The 18,099-nt window shown below is 45.2% G+C and carries 15 protein-coding genes; 3 read left to right on the top strand and 12 right to left on the bottom strand.

Annotated features, from left to right (window positions below):
- Positions 1-45: 45 nt before the first annotated feature.
- The 5 genes from AC0VYQ_RS04130 to AC0VYQ_RS04110 form a co-directional block, all read right to left on the bottom strand.
- Positions 46-630: a YqeG family HAD IIIA-type phosphatase gene (locus tag AC0VYQ_RS04130; RefSeq protein WP_029332882.1), complete on the bottom strand. Its 585-nt coding sequence runs from the start codon at positions 628-630 to the stop codon at positions 46-48.
- Between the two features lie 143 nt (positions 631-773).
- Positions 774-1,553, bottom strand: coding sequence for a phosphatidylserine decarboxylase (locus AC0VYQ_RS04125; RefSeq protein WP_475404299.1), 780 nt, complete (start codon positions 1,551-1,553; stop codon positions 774-776).
- Positions 1,546-2,037: a thioredoxin family protein gene (locus tag AC0VYQ_RS04120; protein WP_475404298.1), complete on the bottom strand. Its 492-nt coding sequence runs from the start codon at positions 2,035-2,037 to the stop codon at positions 1,546-1,548. Before AC0VYQ_RS04120 ends, AC0VYQ_RS04125 begins: the two co-directional genes overlap by 8 nt.
- A gap of 13 nt (positions 2,038-2,050) precedes the next feature.
- A complete protein-coding gene (gene iadA, locus AC0VYQ_RS04115) occupies positions 2,051-3,184 on the bottom strand; it encodes a beta-aspartyl-peptidase (protein ID WP_475404297.1) in 1,134 nt (377 codons plus the stop codon).
- A gap of 69 nt (positions 3,185-3,253) precedes the next feature.
- Entirely contained in the window at positions 3,254-3,448 is a 195-nt protein-coding gene (locus AC0VYQ_RS04110; protein ID WP_012369663.1) for a YjzD family protein, read from the bottom strand.
- A 196-nt stretch (positions 3,449-3,644) separates the two neighbouring features.
- On the opposite strand from AC0VYQ_RS04110, the gene AC0VYQ_RS04105 reads away from it, so the two are divergent.
- Positions 3,645-4,454 carry a Cof-type HAD-IIB family hydrolase gene (locus AC0VYQ_RS04105; protein ID WP_475404296.1) on the top strand — a complete coding sequence of 270 codons (810 nt, stop codon included), beginning with the start codon at positions 3,645-3,647 and terminating at the stop codon, positions 4,452-4,454.
- A gap of 63 nt (positions 4,455-4,517) precedes the next feature.
- Here AC0VYQ_RS04105 and AC0VYQ_RS04100 read toward each other — a convergent pair whose 3' ends face one another.
- From AC0VYQ_RS04100 to AC0VYQ_RS04070, 7 genes are all read right to left on the bottom strand, one after another.
- Complete coding sequence (locus AC0VYQ_RS04100; protein WP_029332877.1) at positions 4,518-5,369, bottom strand: YitT family protein; 852 nt, start codon at positions 5,367-5,369, stop codon at positions 4,518-4,520.
- 236 nt (positions 5,370-5,605) lie between these two features.
- Positions 5,606-7,906: a glycoside hydrolase family 65 protein gene (locus tag AC0VYQ_RS04095; RefSeq protein ID WP_475404295.1), complete on the bottom strand. Its 2,301-nt coding sequence runs from the start codon at positions 7,904-7,906 to the stop codon at positions 5,606-5,608.
- A 253-nt stretch (positions 7,907-8,159) separates the two neighbouring features.
- The gene (locus AC0VYQ_RS04090; RefSeq protein ID WP_029332875.1) at positions 8,160-9,191 is read right to left on the bottom strand and encodes a LacI family DNA-binding transcriptional regulator; all 1,032 of its coding nucleotides are present in this window, start codon (positions 9,189-9,191) and stop codon (positions 8,160-8,162) included.
- Between the two features lie 34 nt (positions 9,192-9,225).
- A complete protein-coding gene (locus AC0VYQ_RS04085; RefSeq protein ID WP_475404294.1) occupies positions 9,226-10,755 on the bottom strand; it encodes an alpha-amylase family glycosyl hydrolase in 1,530 nt (509 codons plus the stop codon).
- 19 nt (positions 10,756-10,774) lie between these two features.
- A complete protein-coding gene (locus tag AC0VYQ_RS04080; protein ID WP_029332873.1) occupies positions 10,775-11,608 on the bottom strand; it encodes a sugar ABC transporter permease in 834 nt (277 codons plus the stop codon).
- Entirely contained in the window at positions 11,608-12,963 is a 1,356-nt protein-coding gene (locus AC0VYQ_RS04075) for a carbohydrate ABC transporter permease (protein WP_088836503.1), read from the bottom strand. Before AC0VYQ_RS04075 ends, AC0VYQ_RS04080 begins: the two co-directional genes overlap by 1 nt.
- 126 nt (positions 12,964-13,089) lie before the next feature.
- Positions 13,090-14,349, bottom strand: a complete 1,260-nt coding sequence (locus AC0VYQ_RS04070) for an extracellular solute-binding protein (protein ID WP_475404734.1) — start codon at positions 14,347-14,349, stop codon at positions 13,090-13,092.
- Positions 14,350-14,804: 455 nt separating this feature from the next.
- Between AC0VYQ_RS04070 and AC0VYQ_RS04065 the strand changes: the two genes are divergently transcribed.
- A complete protein-coding gene (locus tag AC0VYQ_RS04065; protein ID WP_475404293.1) occupies positions 14,805-16,592 on the top strand; it encodes a glycoside hydrolase family 13 protein in 1,788 nt (595 codons plus the stop codon).
- A gap of 303 nt (positions 16,593-16,895) precedes the next feature.
- Positions 16,896-18,047 carry a cation:proton antiporter gene (locus AC0VYQ_RS04060; RefSeq protein ID WP_088836500.1) on the top strand — a complete coding sequence of 384 codons (1,152 nt, stop codon included), beginning with the start codon at positions 16,896-16,898 and terminating at the stop codon, positions 18,045-18,047.
- Positions 18,048-18,099: the final 52 nt, after the last annotated feature.

The following is an 18,099-nucleotide window of genomic DNA, read 5'->3' as shown; positions in this document are numbered from 1 at the left end:
ATGTTGCGACTACTGCCTATCCTTTCATCTACCGGTATGACAGGGTCATTGTTGCTTATCTTGACGCAGTGACTCGACCTGCCGCTTTTCCGTTTCAGGCTCTTCTTTGACACGTTGCGTCAATTTATAGATGCCTTTACGTTTCATGCGACGGAAGACGAGACGTTCCATCAAGCGATTGAATTTAGTGACGACACCGTCTGTTTTAACGACGGGTTGGACGTGAATGACTTCGATGCCTACGGAATTTGCTCCTAGCACATCAGTAAACAGCTGATCCCCAAGAAATACAACTTCTTTTGCATGGTAACCGAATTCCGTTAATGCTCGTTTGAAACCGATTGGTAATGGTTTTCGGGCAGGTGCAATATAGTGAAGTCCGAGTGGATCCGCGAACTTTTTGACACGATCGCCGTTATTATTCGAGACGATGATGACGTCAAATCCGTATTGATTATTCACCATATCCAGCCATGACACCAATTCGTCTGGAGCATCGGCAATATCCCATGCAACAAGCGTGTTATCAAGATCCGTCAAAATTGCTTTGACACCGTTTCGTTTTAACATCTCTAAATCGATATCATAAATGGATGCGACGAAATGTTTCGGATAAAGTCGTTTGAACAAGAATAAAACCTCCAGATAATGGTCTAGCTCTATAGTTAAGTTTAAGAAACAGTTATGTTCTTATCGTTCGATTATAGCACAATCAATGGCGTAGAGCGATGCACAAAAGAAAACGCCCTTTCACTTGAAGGGCGCTTTTGCTTTCATGAATTCCAAATACCAAGTGCTTGTCCCATCAAGACAGGACCAGTTACATCATCTTCTAAATCAAGCGCACCTTTTGGAGCAATTAAAACGACCGTCGAACCGAATGAAAAATACCCGAACTCGTCGCCACGACGAATGTCACGTGCATGATTCGTTTGGACGATCGTGTTAACGTTCAACGCTCCGACCATGACGTGTTCAAGCGCATGTGCACCTTGGACGATTCGCGTCACCCGTCGATAGTTTCGTGTCAGCGGTCGCGTTCCGTAAGCCAATCCAAGATCATTGACCGGTGCAGAATCCCGCCCGAGCGTATAACTCGTCCGAACTGTCCCATCGATTGGAACATGAACGCGATGATAATTTTGTGGGCTGAGATAAAAAATCAGGACACGGCCACCGACGTACGTTGCCGCTTCATGGTGTGAACCAATCAATTCCGCGACTGAATACGTTTGTCCTTTGACCGTGAAGCGACTCTCTTCCGTCAAGTCGTCGACGACAGATAAAACACCGTCGCACGGACTGACGAATGCGTGCTCAGCTTGCGTAATCGGTCGGACTTCTTCTTTTAAGTGACGGACGAACAACTCATGTAGAGTCGGGTACGCGTCGACCGGCTGACTCGCTTCGTGCATCTGTAGGTCATACAACTTAATGAATGGTTTAATCAACGGTCGACTCCACTCGCTCATCGCAAAGCGCCGCAATTGACGTGCGACGAACGGGCGTCCATTTAATTCGAATAGATTTTTAAAAAACCATTTTTTAATCATTTAAATCACCCGATGATTCTTCTTTAGAATCTTCAACATTTTTACCCGCGAAAAATTCCTTGTAGCTATCTTCTGTCTGTTCACCTGCGACACGGCTTACTTCCTTACCATCTTTGAAGTGAACGACGGTTGGTGTTCCTTCGATACCGAATGTATCCCACGCCGACTGTTCGACAGCAAGATCAATCTGTTCAAACGGAATATCCTGTTGCTCGCCGAGCGGTACTAAGTACGGTTTTACTTTTTCACAGTGGACACAACCCGTCTGGTAGAAATACGTATAGAACTCGTCACCTGACTTTAATTTTTCAGCGACTTGACTCGCTGTTAGATTTCCATCTTTCGTTGCTGAATCTTCATTATCCATGAAGAGTAGTAATGTCGCTCCCAGTATGACGATCAATGCGATGACACCCGCCGTAATCCAGTTCGCTTTTGATTGCGACTTTTTCGACGGCTTCACGCGCGTAGACTTTTTCGACAAATCGATCCCTCCATCATTTTGGCATTAGCCATTTTTTCTGAATCATTATAGCATGACCACCCGCTAGAATCGTATCGATTTCAAAAGCGTCACTAATCAGTAACAGGTCGGCACGTTCACCCGGTTTGATTGTCCCTCCGGAAATCCCATAAGCTTCGGCAACGTTTCGTGTGACCGTCTGAATGGCGTCCGTAAACGCAACCCCATGATGAACCGCTTCCTCGACCGCTTGCAACATCGAGGTCGGCTTTCCTGACTCCATACGTAGAAGTTTCCCTGCCGCATCGAACGCTGGTAAACTCGCACCGGCGTCACTCGACATCGTGATTTGCCGTAAGGGAATCCCGGCTTCAAGTGCCCGTTTCAGCGCAAGTCCAGCCGGCACCTCGCCTTCTTCGATGAAGGCTTTTGTCGTACAGGTCGTAAAATCAATCCGTCCACCTTGTTTCGCCCAAGCAAGACCGGCTTCAAAAATCCGTTCACTTCGATTGATATGTGTCGGTAAAAATTGTTCAATCGGTACATCCGACGTTCTTACTACTTCTTCGAGGAGATGTAACGCTTGTTTTCCGTCTCCAATATGGACGTTCATCGTTCCATTGACCCCTTTGACCATCCCGGCGATACGCGCTTCAGCTGCGAGTCGTGTCAGCTCCTGAACGGTCGGTTGGGTCGAACGGTGGTCATTGATTGCAATCTCCCCGAGTCCGATGACTTCATTGATGAGAATAATATCACGACCAATCGTATCCGTAATCGAAACGGGTGGGACAGCATAGCTGCCCGTCAACAGAAAAGGCCGGATTCCGTGTCGTGCAAACCCGCGGACGTGTGCCAGTAAATCAATCCCGGTCCGGGTCCAACCATCCGTGCCAAGTAATCCGACGACCGTCGTCACACCACCCGTCAAGAAATCACTGGCGACTAACGGAGCCGTCCGAGAAGCAAATCCGCCTTCCCCACCTCCGCCAATCGGATGAACATGGCCATCGATCAATCCTGGAACGAGTCGCTTCCCCGTCCCGTCAATCGTTTGTTCAAGCAATTCCTGATCGATATTATATGTCCCGATTCCTAGAATCGTTCCACCTCCGACAAGTACATCCGTCGGGATCTCGTTAACAAGTGCTTGTTTAATTAAAATCAAGCCTCTTCCCCCTCACTATAAACGATAAAAAGCGAGCATATCGCCCAGTGACGATACCTCGCTTTCAAGTTATTCTGCCTTTGTCCCTTGACCAAGACCAAGATCTTCGTTGACTGCATCAAGTGCGAAGACAACAAGTGACGTCACGACTGACATCGCTGTCGCAAATCCAAAGTTATACGTAACTGCATCGACCGCTGATACGATGAACACAGCTGTGTTCACGAGTAAGAACGACCAAAAGAATGTAACGAGAAAACGCATTCTTTCCCCTCCATTTCCATAACTTACTTTTATTAGTCCTACGTCTCGTAGTATATCATTTTTTAAATCATCCGACAGCTTTAATCGGATTTTTTTAAGCGTTTTCCTTTTTGTTCAAAACAGTCACTTCCCTGTTTTCTACCGGTCCATATGCTAAAGTAATGAGGAAAGAATCTAAAGCGAAGTTGGTGAATGTATGAAACGTCATCTTATTGCCGTCGACCTCGACGGTACACTCTTAAAAGACGACAAGACGATCAGTCCTGCAAATATTGCCGCACTGCACAAAGCGCGTGAAAATGGTCATGAAGTCGTCATCGCGACAGGTCGTCCGTTTCGCCACGCGAAGCGCTACTATGAAGAACTTGGTTTAACGACACCAATCGTTAATTTCAATGGAGGTTTCGTTCATCATCCGAATGATCCTCACTTTCAAGTCAGTCATCATCCGATTCCGTTAAAAACCGTGCAACATATTCTCGAGTCCGTTGCTGATACGAAAACACAAAACATCGTCTGTGAAGTGACCGATCATGTCTATTTCCAACGTGATCCGGTCGGGATTTACGAATTTTATACAGACCATGCCCTGTCCGTGACGACTGGTGATTTGCGGAGGCTGCTCCAACATGAACCGACCTCCCTGTTGATTCATGCCAAGGGTGAACACGTTAACGAAATCCGGTCGGAGCTGTCAGACATTCATGCCGAGACCGTCTTGAACCGTCAGTGGATCAAGCCCGAGTATATGGTCGAAGTCATGCGTAAAGGAACGAGCAAAGCGATTGGTCTTGAGCAAATCGCACGACATCTCGGAATTGAACAGAAACAAATCGTTGCTTTCGGTGACGAAGAAAACGATTTAGAAATGATTGAGTATGCGGGGCACGGTGTCGCGATGGGCAATGCGATCGGACCACTCAAATTACTTGCGAACGGGACGACAAAACGAAATGAAGACGATGGCATCGCCTATTACTTGAAGCATGTCCTCGGACTCGCCTGATGATAAAAAAACGCATCCCCTTGACCGACAAATGTCGTTACTCAAGAAGATGCGTTTTTTGTTCTATCCTTTTCGGAAGTAACCAACGACTGAATCGGTTGGTACGACATTGATAAAGACGGTTTCATCCGCGTCACGGCAAATCCGTTCGATATCCCGCAGTTCATGTCGTTCGATGACCATCATCAGCGTCGATTTTTCGGCCCGTGAATACGTTCCGATCGACGGCATCTGTGTGATTCCGCGAATGATATGTTGGTGCAGTGCCATCGTGATATCATCGGCATGGTTCGTGATGATGAAGATTGTCAGGCGCTGATTGCTTGTATGAATCTCATCGACCACTTTCGACGTCACGTAGATAAAGACAATCGTATAGAGTGCTGTCGACCAACCGAACAATGCGCCGGCAAGGATGGCAATCAAAAAATTCAAAACGAATAAATAAAGACCGACACTTCGGTCCGAGAACCGGGCAAAAATCAAGGCGACGATATCGAAGCCACCGGTCGACGCACCGAATTTAATCGTGATTCCTGTTCCAATCGCAAGCAAGACACCACCAAAGACTGCGTTTAATGTTTGGTCACCCGGAATGACAGCATATTGTGGAATCAAACCGATAAAGATCGTTGTCGCTAAAACAGAAATCAGCGTAATGATCGTAAAGCTACGACCGAGCATAATCCACGCCAAAATGATCAATGGAATATTGAGGGCTAAAAACCAAACGTTCTCACCGAACGCAAATGCCGTGTCCTGTAAAACCTGAGTCAGGATTTGGGCAAGCCCCGTAAATCCTGTCGAATAAACGCCACTTGGAATCAAGAACCAGTTCATTGCGACCGCAATGACGAACCCGCCAATCGAAGCGACCATTACCTTTAAAATATTTTCCTTCACAACTGCTGTCACACCTCGTTCTCCTCTCCTGCTTGAACTATCTTGGAACACTTTAGCACATAACAAATGACAGCGGATAGTCAAGAATGCGAAAGAAATTGATTTCTTTTTTCGGTAGCGCTTTCATGTGTCAGCACGATGACTAAACGAAAATGACAAAGAAACCGGACGATTTTTCGAGATTCAACAAGAATTTCGAAAATCGTCCGGTTTCGTTTTAAGCCTATGGATCCGATTCGTCCTAACGTTTAGACCGTCATCGAAGACGGAACCGTGACGCTACCTTCAGCTGGTACGTCAATGACTTGATTATGGAGTTTCAACGAGAATGCTTCACCTGCAGATTGCTCGATTGAGATTTCATTTTGTTTGACGTGAATATGGATATGGTGGCCGCGCCACTGCATCCGGAACGAATAACTCGTCCAGCCTTGCGGTAACATCGGATTGAAGGATAATACTCCTTCTTGAACACGGAGTCCGGCAAAACCATGCACGATCGACATCCATGATCCGACCATCGACGTGATGTGGAGACCGTCTTCCGTATCATTGTTGTAGTTATCCAGATCAAGGCGCGCAGAACGTTGATACAATTCAACCGCCTTTTCTTCATATCCGACTTCAGCGGCAATAATGGAATAGATACAAGGTGAGAGCGACGATTCATGCACCGTACGCGGTTCATAGAAATCGAAGTTCGCTTTCTTTTGTTCGATCGAGAAACGATCCGTCAAGAAGTAAAGTCCTTGCAGGACGTCCGCTTGTTTAATGAAGACCGACCGGAGAACACGGTCCCACGACCAGTTCTGATTGAGCGGCAGGTGTTTCGGATCAAGATCAGCCACCATGATTTGTTCTTTATCCATGAAACCGTCTTGTTGCATGAAAACTGCCGGCTCCGTCTCATCTTTTGGATAATACATTTTTTGATCGATGCCGGCCCACTGCGCAAGCTCTTCGTCCGTCAATGCTAATTGATGCATCAATTCGGCTAGACGATCCGGCTCGTTGTCCGCTAAATGACGATGGACGGTTTGCGCGTATTCAAGGCACCATGCTGCCATCAAGTTCGTGTACCAGTTATTGTTGACGTTATTTTCATATTCATTCGGTCCTGTCACACCAAGGATCATGTAGACGTCTTTTTGCGGGACATAGTTGACACGGCTCGCCCAGTACCGCGCAATTTCGACAAGGACTTCAAACCCGTATTGTCCGAGGTATGACGTATCCCCTGTGTAGTTCGTATAGTTATAAATCGCATGCGCAATCGCGCCGTTCCGGTAAATTTCTTCATGGGTGATTTCCCACTCGTTGTGACACTCTTCCCCGTTCATCGTGACCATCGGATAGAGTGCACCTTTCATACCGACGTTCTTGTCCGCATTCTCTTTTGCTTGCGGCAACTGATTGTGACGGTATTTCAGCAAGTTCCACGCGACGTCAGGTTTGGATGTCGCAAGGTAGAAGTTGAGACAATAAGCTTCCGTATCCCAGTAGGTCGCGCCACCGTATTTTTCACCAGTGAATCCTTTCGGTCCGATGTTCAGACGTGAATCTTCTCCAGTATAGGTTTGGAACATATGGAAGATGTTGAAGCGAATCCCTTGTTGCGCTTCGACGTCCCCTTCGATTTTAACGTCTGCTTCTTCCCAGTGCTTCAACCAAGCGGCCTCATGCTGTGCGAGGACGGCATCGAATCCCAGTTCGAACGCTTCATTGACACGCTTCATTGCTTGCTCCAGTAAATCTTCGACTTCATAATCACGGTTCGTCACGAGGGCGACTACTTTTTCAACTGTCGCTGCTTCACCCGATTCGACTTGTTTCGTAAAGCGGTTCGCCACATATTGTGATGTGCCTTCAACGACTTCACACACCGCTCCTTCCACGTCTGTAATCATCGCCGCCGTTACATGCCAATCGAGTTTTTTTGTTTTCGACGTGACATATCCGAAACGTTCTTCCGTTCCATGTTCGACCGGGAGCCAGAATTTTTCATCATAGTTCGAATCCTCGTTCTCGACGTCCGCATCAAGATACGACTCGATGATGATTTCCGCTTCAAAGTTGATTGGTGTGACCGTATAACGGAGTGCTGCGATTTCCTTTGTCACGATTGAGAAGAATCGTGTCGATTCAATCTTCGTCTCTTCGACACCATTCTTCAGCAACATCGTTCGTGTCAAAACACCGTGTTGCATGTCGAGTTCACGCTTAAAATCGACGACTTCCCACTCGTTCAAATCGACATTCTTACCATTGATCGAAACACGTACACCCATGATGTTGACTGCGTTCAATACCTTTGCGAAGTACTCGGGATAGCCATTTTTCCACCAGCCGACACGTGTTTTATCCGGATAATAGACACCTGCCACATACATCCCTTGGTGTGTATCTCCTGAGTAATCTTCTTCAAAATTTCCACGCATCCCCATATGTCCATTCCCAATCGAAGTCATCGATTCGGCGAGACGGTTATCCTCGGGATGAAATCCCTGTTCTATGATTTTCCACTCATTCACATCAAATAATCGTTTCATCAGTAGTCGCTCCTTTTATCATTGCCGATTTCGAACGCTTTCAGCGTCATTTGTAAGCGTTTCAATATTTCTGTACATTCTTTATTTTACACATAAAACACACTAATGCAATCGTTTGCACGAAAATAAATTTCTTTTTGTGAAACCGTTCCCAATAACTTACTTTCCACTTTGGTTTCCTACTAGTTTTTGTTCACAGCACAAAAAAACTTCATCTCGATCCCCGTTCCGGGCGAGATGAAGTCACTGGTTTTCATTCGTTTTTCGAACCCCCGCAAGATTGACGAACGACGAGGTAATGCGGGACGATAACACGTTTACCATACGGCGTCGCATCTTCATTGATTTGTTCAATCAAACAATTCGTCGCCTCAAACCCTAGACCAAAGATATTGATTTCGACCGATGTCAATGGCGGACTCGAAAACTCAGCGATGAACAGGTTATTGAAACTGACGACCGCCATTTGGTCCGGGACACTAATCCCCATCTCATTCAACGTACTCATGACGCCGAGCGCCATCATATCATCACTGACGACGACGGCAGTCGGCGGATGATCGAGTGACATCAATCGTTTAACGGCGTCAGCCCCACCAGTCGTCATGAAGGGTGCACTGACGATATAGTTATCTTCGACCGGAAGACCCTCTTCCATTAAAGCCGTTTTATACCCACCGACGCGTTCTTGCGTGACCGCTAAGTCTTGTGACCCGCCAACGAAGGCAATACATTCATGTCCGAGCTGATGCAAATACTTCGTCACTTCACGACCGGCAAGGTAATTATCCGTATCGACATACGTGACTTGCGATGAGTCACTGAACGGTTTCCCGACGACGACGAAGGGAAACTTCGATTCTTGAAGAAATTGTACGACTTTATCATCGGTTCTTGAATATAAAACGACAACTCCGTCGACGCGACGGCCCTGAACCATCGAGACGACGCCCTCATATACTTCTTCTTCCGACACGCCTGTCGTCATATAAAGCGAGTACCCGTTTTGATGCGCTTTCGTACTGATTCCACGGATGACTTCTGAAAAGAATGGGTTTTGAAGTGTTTTCGTCGCTGCGCTCGGCATGACGAGACCAATTGCTTGCGTCGTCCGGTTCGCTAAACTCCGAGCATGGACGTTCGGATAATAACCGAGATCTTCCATTGCTTGTCGAACACGTTCTTTTGTTTTTTGACTGATTCGCGGACTATTCGCGATGACACGTGAGACCGTCGATGGTGCGACGTTCGCTTCCCTAGCGACGTCTTTAATTGTGACTTGCATCCCCTTCACCTCATCATTTCCCTACAAATGTATTTTATTGTTTTTCGTTCGAACGATTGACGCGTCTCCGATGGACCAAGAGAAGAATCAACGCAAGGATTGGGGCAATCGATCCAATCGCAACAAGTGACCACCAGTTCACTTGAGAATCTTCTAAGATATATCCATTCGCACTACTGCCATCCAATGTAATTTCATAGGCATCTCCATCTTGTCGGACGAGATCGGAAAATAATAATCCTCGCAGACGTTGATCATCACCGATTTCAGAAGCTTTAATCCGCATCGTCGTTTTCTTCTCTCCTAGATTGATTGCGTAAATCGCCGTCTGATTTTTTGATTCTCGAGCGTATACTGCCATATGATCCGTCTTTCCTAACAAGCGTTGCTTCCCTGTCGCGAACGCTGGGTAGTCTTGACGCATCTGATTCAACGTTTTTACATACTCCTGCATCTTTTCATTTTTATCAAACTCCATCATCATCCGGTTCCCCGGATCTTCACCACCCGGCATGGCGACTTCCGTTCCTTGATAGACGACCGGCATACCTGGAGCAGCATATAGGGCGAATAACGCGAGGCGTAATTGGCGTTCTTCATCTGAAGTTCCACCGATTTTCGCTTCTGTAATGAATCGTTTCAAATCATGATTATCAATGAATGTCGCGAGCGACATCGCTTTCGGATTAAATGTGATATCTCGATTATAAACTGAATCGAGTTCTTCCGCTGAACCATTTTTGCGGGCAAATTGATCTTTTATCCCGTAATAGAAAGGAAAGTTCGTCACGGAATCAAATCCAAGCTCTGAATAGGTCGCAATCTTTCGCGGATCACCATCGAATACCTCTCCGAGTAAAAATAAGTCCGGATGTTTTTCTTTGACGGCCGGAATGAATTCCTTCCAAAATGCCGGCGGAACATGACGGACTGTATCGAGACGATACCCATCGATTCCTGTCTCATCGACCCAGTAATTCGCGACGTCAACCAAATAATCGACGACTTCTGGATTTTCAGTATTGAAATCTGGCAAATCAAATAACCAGTTGTTTTCGACTTCGACTTGATTGTTCCAATTCATAATCGGTTGTTCTTCATGGAACCAATCCGGCTTTTCTTCGACAAGCGGATGATTTGGTCCGAGATGATTGACAACTAAATCAAGAACAACTTTGATGTCACGCTCATGTGCCTCATCGACGAGTTGCTTGAACTCGTCTTTCGTTCCGAAATGGGGATCGATTTTATAATAATCCTCCGTCCAGTAGCCATGATAGCCATTCGGTCGATTCTTAAAGATTGGTGTCAACCAGATTGACGTGAATCCTTCATCTTTTATGTAATCAAGGCGTTTCGTCACCCCTGCCAAATCACCACCATGATAAGCTTTCGGATCGTCCTTGTTCACATCGATATCATTACTCGTTTTCCCGTTCTCAAACCGGTCGACCATAATAAAATACATTCGTTCCTTTTCCCAATTTGCTGCTTCACTCGTCTGCGGAAAAAGTCCGAAAGACAAGAGAAGCGGCAAGAAGAGAAGCATCACGCCTCGTCTCATGCCGCTAATTCCTCCTTTATTACCCTTTCGTTCCACCTGCCGTCAATCCAGATACGAAGTAGCGCTGGAAGGCGAAGAACAGAAGGACGATTGGGACTGCAGATAAAACGGCACCTGCCGCAAACAACGTGAAGTTGTTATCGAATTGCTCAGAAACCATGTTGTATAATCCGACCGCAAGCGTCTGTTTCTCCGGCGAACGGAGAACGAGTGACGCCAGGATGAAATCATTGAACGGTGCCATGAAATTGAACAAAGCGATGACAGCAACCATTGGTTTAGCAAGCGGAAGGATGATTTGCCAGAAAATCCGAAGATGACCTGCCCCATCCATTCGTGCCGCTTCATCTAGCTCTTTTGGTATTGTATCAAAATATCCTTTGGCGAGATACGTATTCATCGGAATCGCTCCACCAGAGTATAAAAGAATCAACGCAAGATGTGTATCGAACAAATCGAGCATGTTGAGCAACACATAAATCGCGATGATGGCAACGAATTGCGGGACCATCTGCAAGACGAGGAACAAAATCAACGAATTTTTTCGTCCGACGAACCGGTAACGTGAAAAGATATAGCCCGTTAACGTGATCAATGCGACCGAGACGACCATCGTGATGACAGCAATCTTGATTGTATTGAGATACCACATGCCGTAATCCGTTTGTGTCGCATCGAACAGATCGAAGTAATGGATGAGTGTCGGATTACTCGGGAAGATGTCCGAAGTAATGCTTTTCCCCGGGTTGAGCGAAGTCCCGACAACCCAAAGCAGTGGATAGACAATAATAATCGAGGCGATCGTCAAAATGAGGTATGACAACGCCATATTGATTCGGTTTTGTTTTCTCATTAGATCATATCCTCATCTTTGAATGATTTTGAACGTTTAAACTGAATGACGGCAATCGTCATGATGAAGAACGACAGTACGAGTGTAATTGCTGCTGCGAAACCATACTGTGGATTCGAACCGAGCGATAGCTTATAGATCCAGGAGATTAAGATATCGGTTCCACCCGCAGATTGCCCCGGTACAGCCGGTCCACCATTGTTAAAGAGATAGATGATGTTGAAGTTATTGAAGTTAAACGTGTATTGCGTAATTAAGATTGGAGCTGTCGCGAATAAAATCATCGGTAACGTGATCAAACGGAATTTTTCACCTGAAGTCGCCCCGTCAATCGTCGCTGCTTCATATAGATCTTCCGGAATCGACTGTAAGATTCCTGTCGTGAGCGTCATGATGTACGGGAATCCGAGCCACCACTGAATCCCGATCAGTGCGAGACGTGTGTACGTCGGGTCAGTCATCCACTCGACACCACCGCCTATTCCGATCGCCGGGAGCAACGTCGTGTTAAAGACGCCAAATGTTTCATTGAACATTGAACGGAAAATCAAAATCGTGATAAAAGCCGGTACCGCCCACGATAAAATCAAAATTGAACGGAAGAATCGTTTCCCTTTAAGACCTTTTTGGTTCAAGAGAACAGCCAGACCAATTCCGATTGCGATGACACCTGTCGTCGAAGCAACTGTCCAAACGAGCGTCCAACCTAACACACTGATGAACGTATCACGGAAAATATCGACCGTGAAAATGTTTAAGAAGTTTTGAATGCCAATCCAGTCGACGAGCTTGGCTGGTGGCGAGTTATTGAATTTATAGTTCGTAAAAGCAATCAAGAATGTAAAAATCAACGGTAAAACGACTGTGAAGACGAGTAGTACCAACGATGGAATCAGCATGGCATACGGGAACCCGTTATCACGGAAATTCCGTAGCTGCATCTTCAATGAAGGTACTTCTACATTTAAATCACGTAGTTTACCGATTCGATACGCATCGATAAAGTTCCAGACGTAAATGGCGATACCAAACACAAGTAAAATCAACGCGATGATTCCCTCGACCATTAAGAAAATCGAGTGATCTCCCCTTACGCCTGCTACCTCACCGAGTGTAATCAGACCCCAGATCGCACCGCGATCCCCTGGTCCATTCCCGGCTCCTTTAAAAAACAAATCAAAATTGACTAAAAAATATGACAGGACGACGATAAAGAATATCGCCCCTTTTAAAAATTGTTTATTATACAGTTGCCCTAAACCTGGGACGATTGAAATCAACGAAGCAATTTTGCGGTGATTCGTTTGTAGTTCTGGTGTCGGGTCCGTTTGTTTCGGTGTCGTAATGGCAGCCATCGTCTGTTCTCCTTTCCAAAGGTCATGTCTGACCTCAGGCTTCTCTTCCAACCATAAAGATGAGGGGGAATCAATGATCCCCCTCTCTTTAATTCTTTTTTAGTGATTCAATTGGGAAACGACGACTTATTGATTGTTCGCTTCGATTTGTTGCTTGATTTGTTTGACAGCGTCATCTGCTGATTTTTGAGCATCTTGCTTGTCTGTTGCAACAAGTTGAAGTGCTGCTGCCATTGGTTCCCAAACTTGTCCCATCTCGGCGATGTTCGGCATTGGCACACCGTCTTTAGACTGAGCGAAGACTGCAGCTGCAACTTCGTTATCTTTAATCGATGCATCTTCTTGGAGTGAAGTGACTGGTGGAATCTCGTTGTATTTCTCAAACATCGCTTTTGCGTTTTCTTCACCTGTTAGTGTAGAAAGGAATTTCTCTGCCCATTCTTGGTTTTCAGAATATGCAGAAACCGCATACGTTTTAACTCCTACGAATGTTTTAATCGGCTCACCGTTCGGAAGCTTCGGAAGTGCCGATGCTCCTAAGTTAATGCCTTTTTCTTTATAGCTTGCGACTGCCCATGGTCCGTTCATGACAGCGACTGCTTTCTTGTCACCGAACAATTGATCCATTGCTTGACCACCGCCACCGCCAATCAAACCTTTCGGGAAGAGACCTTCTTTGTACCATTTGCCGATGTAGTCCATTCCTTCGACAGCACCAGCATTGTTCAAGCCGATGTCTGCAGGATCAAGTTTTCCACCGTTATCTTTAAAGACATATCCACCGTACCCAGCAATTGGACCGTGTGCGAAGTAGAAGTTATCCCAAAGTGCGAGGAAACCATACTTGCCGTCTTTTTTCTGTTCCGTTGATACTTTGTAGAGATCATCCATTGAAGCTGGTGCTTCTTTTAACTCATCTTTGTTGAAAAGGAGAATCGGTGTTTCAACAGCTTTTGGATAGCCGTACACTTTACCATCAAACGTGACAGCAGATTTTGCAGTATCGATGAATGGCTCAAGTGCTTTTTCACCGTCTTTAAGTTCAGTGATCAATCCTTGGTCAACGACTGTTCCGATTTGGTCGTGTGGAAGAAGAATGATATCAGGTCCTTTTCCAGCAGGTCCGTCAAGTGCAACTTTTTTCTGTTGATCTGTCATTTTGACTTCTTTAACTTCAACTTTTACGCCTTCTTTTTCTTCAAACGCTTTTGCCGCTGCTTTTGTTGTTTCGGCTTTTTCAGTATCTTCCCAAATAACGATTTTATCTGGTTTGCCACCATCGCCTGATGTATTCGATGAAGAGTCTGAATCTGTTCCGCCACCACATGCTGCGAGAGCACCGATTGCCATTACCGATACTGAAAGACCTGCTACAAGTTTTTTCATTTCCATGATTGAAAATTCCTCCCCAAGTTAACGTACGAATGATAAGTTCTAATGCACAACGTTTGCATAAAGGCACAACCATTTTCTCATGATAACAACTGAGTAGTTGTAAGCGTTTTATGAAAACGTTTGCATCACCTTTACATTTTTATTATACAATCTAAATCCCTTTTGACAAGTCCTTTTTATTAATTATTTTCCTACATTTTAAAAACATTCTAAAAAAGTATTTAATCGAATGGACTTCCCGAAAATTTTTATTCACCAAAAAAGAAAACGTTTACATTTAATTTAATTGCGCACTTTAGTGCAATCGATTGCATTAAATCATAAAATTATCTTTTGGAATTCTCGTTTTCACCAATTCTAATTGACTTTAAGAAAGCGCTTTACTATTCTTAGTTCGAGGACCATTATATTAGAGTGCAATCGATTGCACTAGAGGAGTGACCATTATGCTCAAAGAAGCCGTATTCCATCGCGCCATGTCTCCGTTCGTCTATAAGTACGACGAAAACACGATTCATATCCGTCTCCAAACTAAGAAAAATGATGTTGAGCATGTCGAACTGATTTGGGGAGACCCGTATGATTGGCATACTGAAAATCCCGATGATACGGACTGGAACTTCGATCCATCGAAAACAAATCATTGGAACACATTCGAAACACCAATGAAAAGAAGTGGTTCAGACGAATTATATGATTACTGGTTTATTGATGTTATCCCTCCATTCCGTCGTCTTCGCTATGGTTTCCGGTTACACGATGGGCAAACAACACAAGTTTTCACTGAACGTGGTTGGTTCAATGAAAAACCACTTGATGATACCGGTTACTACTTCTGTGTCCCTTACTTAAATAAAATCGATGTCTTCACGTCACCTGCTTGGGTCAAAGATACGGTCTGGTACCAAATTTTCCCGGATCGTTTTGCGAATGGTGATCCATCGAACGACCCTACCGGTACAATGCCTTGGAATAGTACAGAACCGACGACAACGAATCTGTTCGGTGGGGATTTCCAAGGGGTGATTGATCACATCGACTACTTGGTTGAGCTTGGTATTACGGGCATTTATTTCTGTCCTATCTTTAAAGCGAAATCAAATCATAAATACGATACAATTGACTATCTCGAAATCGATCCACAGTTCGGAACAAAAGAAAAATTCAAAGAGATGGTCGACCTTCTACATGAAAATGGCATTCGTATCATGCTCGACGCCGTCTTCAATCATGCCGGGTTCCACCACGAAGCCTTCGCTGATATCCGTGAACACGGTAGCAACTCGTCTTACCGTGATTGGTTCCACCTCCGCGACTTCCCACTCGTCACGGAACCGATGCCGAACTATGATACGTTCGCCTTTGTGCCTGAGATGCCGAAATTCAATACAGAAAATGCTGAAGTAAAAGCATACCTTCTTCACGTCGCCCGCTACTGGGTCGAGGAATTCGGAATCGACGGTTGGCGATTAGATGTAGCGAATGAGGTCGACCACGCTTTTTGGCGTGATTTCCGTCGGGTCGTCAAAGAAGCAAATCCTGAAACGTATATACTTGGAGAAATTTGGCACGATTCGCAAGAGTGGTTACTCGGTGATCAATTTGATGCCGTCATGAACTATCCGTTTACGAACGCAGCGTTAAACTTCTTTGCCCTTGATAAAACGAAGGCGACGGCGTATGCCAATGAAATGTCACACGTTCTCTTCTCGAATACGATGAACGTCAACGAAGTGACATTTAACTTAATCGGCTCACATGATACACCGCGCGCCTTGACGCGTGCCGGCCATGACAAAAATAAGATGCGTCTCCTCTTACTATCGATGTTGACGTTTTCCGGTAGTCCCGTCATCTATTATGGCGATGAAATCGGACTCGATGGGGATCAAGATCCGGGTTGCCGTAAATGTATGCCATGGGACGAAGAAGAACAGGACTTAAACCTTTTGATGTATACAAAACATTTACTTCAACTGCGGCAACAGCATAAGACTCTTGCGAATAACGGACACATTTCATTCGTTCATGCGGATGACGAGACGAATTCGATCGTCATGCGTCGAACGAGCGAAGATGGAACTTACTACATCTACTTCAACAACTCGAATCAGCAAGTAACACTTCCCGCACCAGCGGCAGGACAAGGCATGGATTTGTTCTCGAATTCACCACTTCCTTCTTTAGAAGTAACACTTCCACCTTATGCAGGAACAATCGTCCAAGTCCTTTAATCAATACGGTATCTGTCTCGTTTCGAGATGGATGCCGTATTTTGACGTGTCGACAAAATAATATTGGACTCGTCCTTTTCGTTACTTTTCTCGGACAAAGCGCAAGCTGTTGCTTCTTAATCCCATTCTTACCTGTTTCTAGCTATGCGGGGACAAGTACTGTCACGGGCAAGTACGGGAAGGAAGAAACAAAATCAGCGAGTTTTCCCGCTTACTTCATTTTCTGTCCCCTGAAGCTCATCTAATAGTTATTTTGATGCTTTTCTAGGGTAAAGGAAAACATAAAAGGAGGACGTGCTCGCTATGGAATTATTTTTTTATGCCGGTCTTATTCTCATCGGCTTATTTGCAATCAGTTATTTGAGTGAACGTTTCCACCTTCCGAGTATCCTCGCTTTCATTTTAATCGGGATTGCCATCGGGCTTTATTACGATGCACCTGAAGAATTGAAGTTAGGCGGTGAAGCGGGAATCATCGTTTTATTTTTTTTGCTGGGACTTAAATTTTCAATTGCTGACTTGCTCAGTCAACTACGCCACGTGTGGAAAGCCGGATTAATTGATGTTGCGTTATCTTTTGGTGGAACATTCCTCCTGACGCTTGCGTTTGGCTTTTCCATTCCTGAAGCCTTTTTAATCGGCTGCGTTTTATATGCGACGAGTTCTTCGATTTCTGCCCGTTTGCTCGATCGTGAGCCAGACAAACACAAGGACGTTAATCGCTTTGTCTTATCGTTACTTATTTTTGAAGATTTGATTGCCCCGCTTCTCTTGACGACGGCACCGTTTATACTTGGTACAGAACCTTTTACATTTGCCAAAGTAGGGTCCATTTTCGCGGGTTTTCTCTTTCTGTTCAGTGCTTTAATCTTACTAACCGTCTTTATTCGCAGAAAAGAACGGATCATTGGTTCCTTGTACCGGCATCCTGACGCCGGAATTGGAATCATCGGCTTGATTTTAACTTTTTCAGGTGTCGGTATCATGTTCGGTTTATCAGAAGTACTCGGTGCTTTCATCGTCGGGATTTTGTTGACGGAACTAAAGGAAACACGCTACTTGAAGCGGCTCGTCACACCTTTTCAAGATTTACTACTCCCTCTCTTTTTCATTGCATTCGGGATGTCGTTTGAATTGACGGAAGGACTGCCTTTAGACTGGTTCTTTTTGGCACTCGTCATCTGGGGGCTGTTATCTAAATTTTTGGTCGGATTCTTCGGTGGTCGTTCATTCGGGCTGTCAAACTACCATGCCATCGAATCCGGTTTTTGCTTAGGACCACGCGGAGAATTTTCGATTCTTTTTATTACACTCGCTAGCGGCGCCTTCATCACGCTGACGGGGTTATATATTTTCGTCTCCGCTTTTCTAGGAATTTTACTATTTCGTCTCTCGAGTAGGTTAACCGATCAAACACATGCTACGGCCCAAAAAATCAAACAAAAAATGCGCTAAAACAAGCAGGACCATTTCCGATTACAACGGAAGTGGTTCTGCTTGTTTCACT

Source organism: Exiguobacterium sp. QJM3NY_9, from assembly GCF_056173545.1.
The sequence above is the reverse complement of the archived record's forward strand: the minus strand, read 5'-3'. Positions and strand labels throughout refer to the sequence as shown.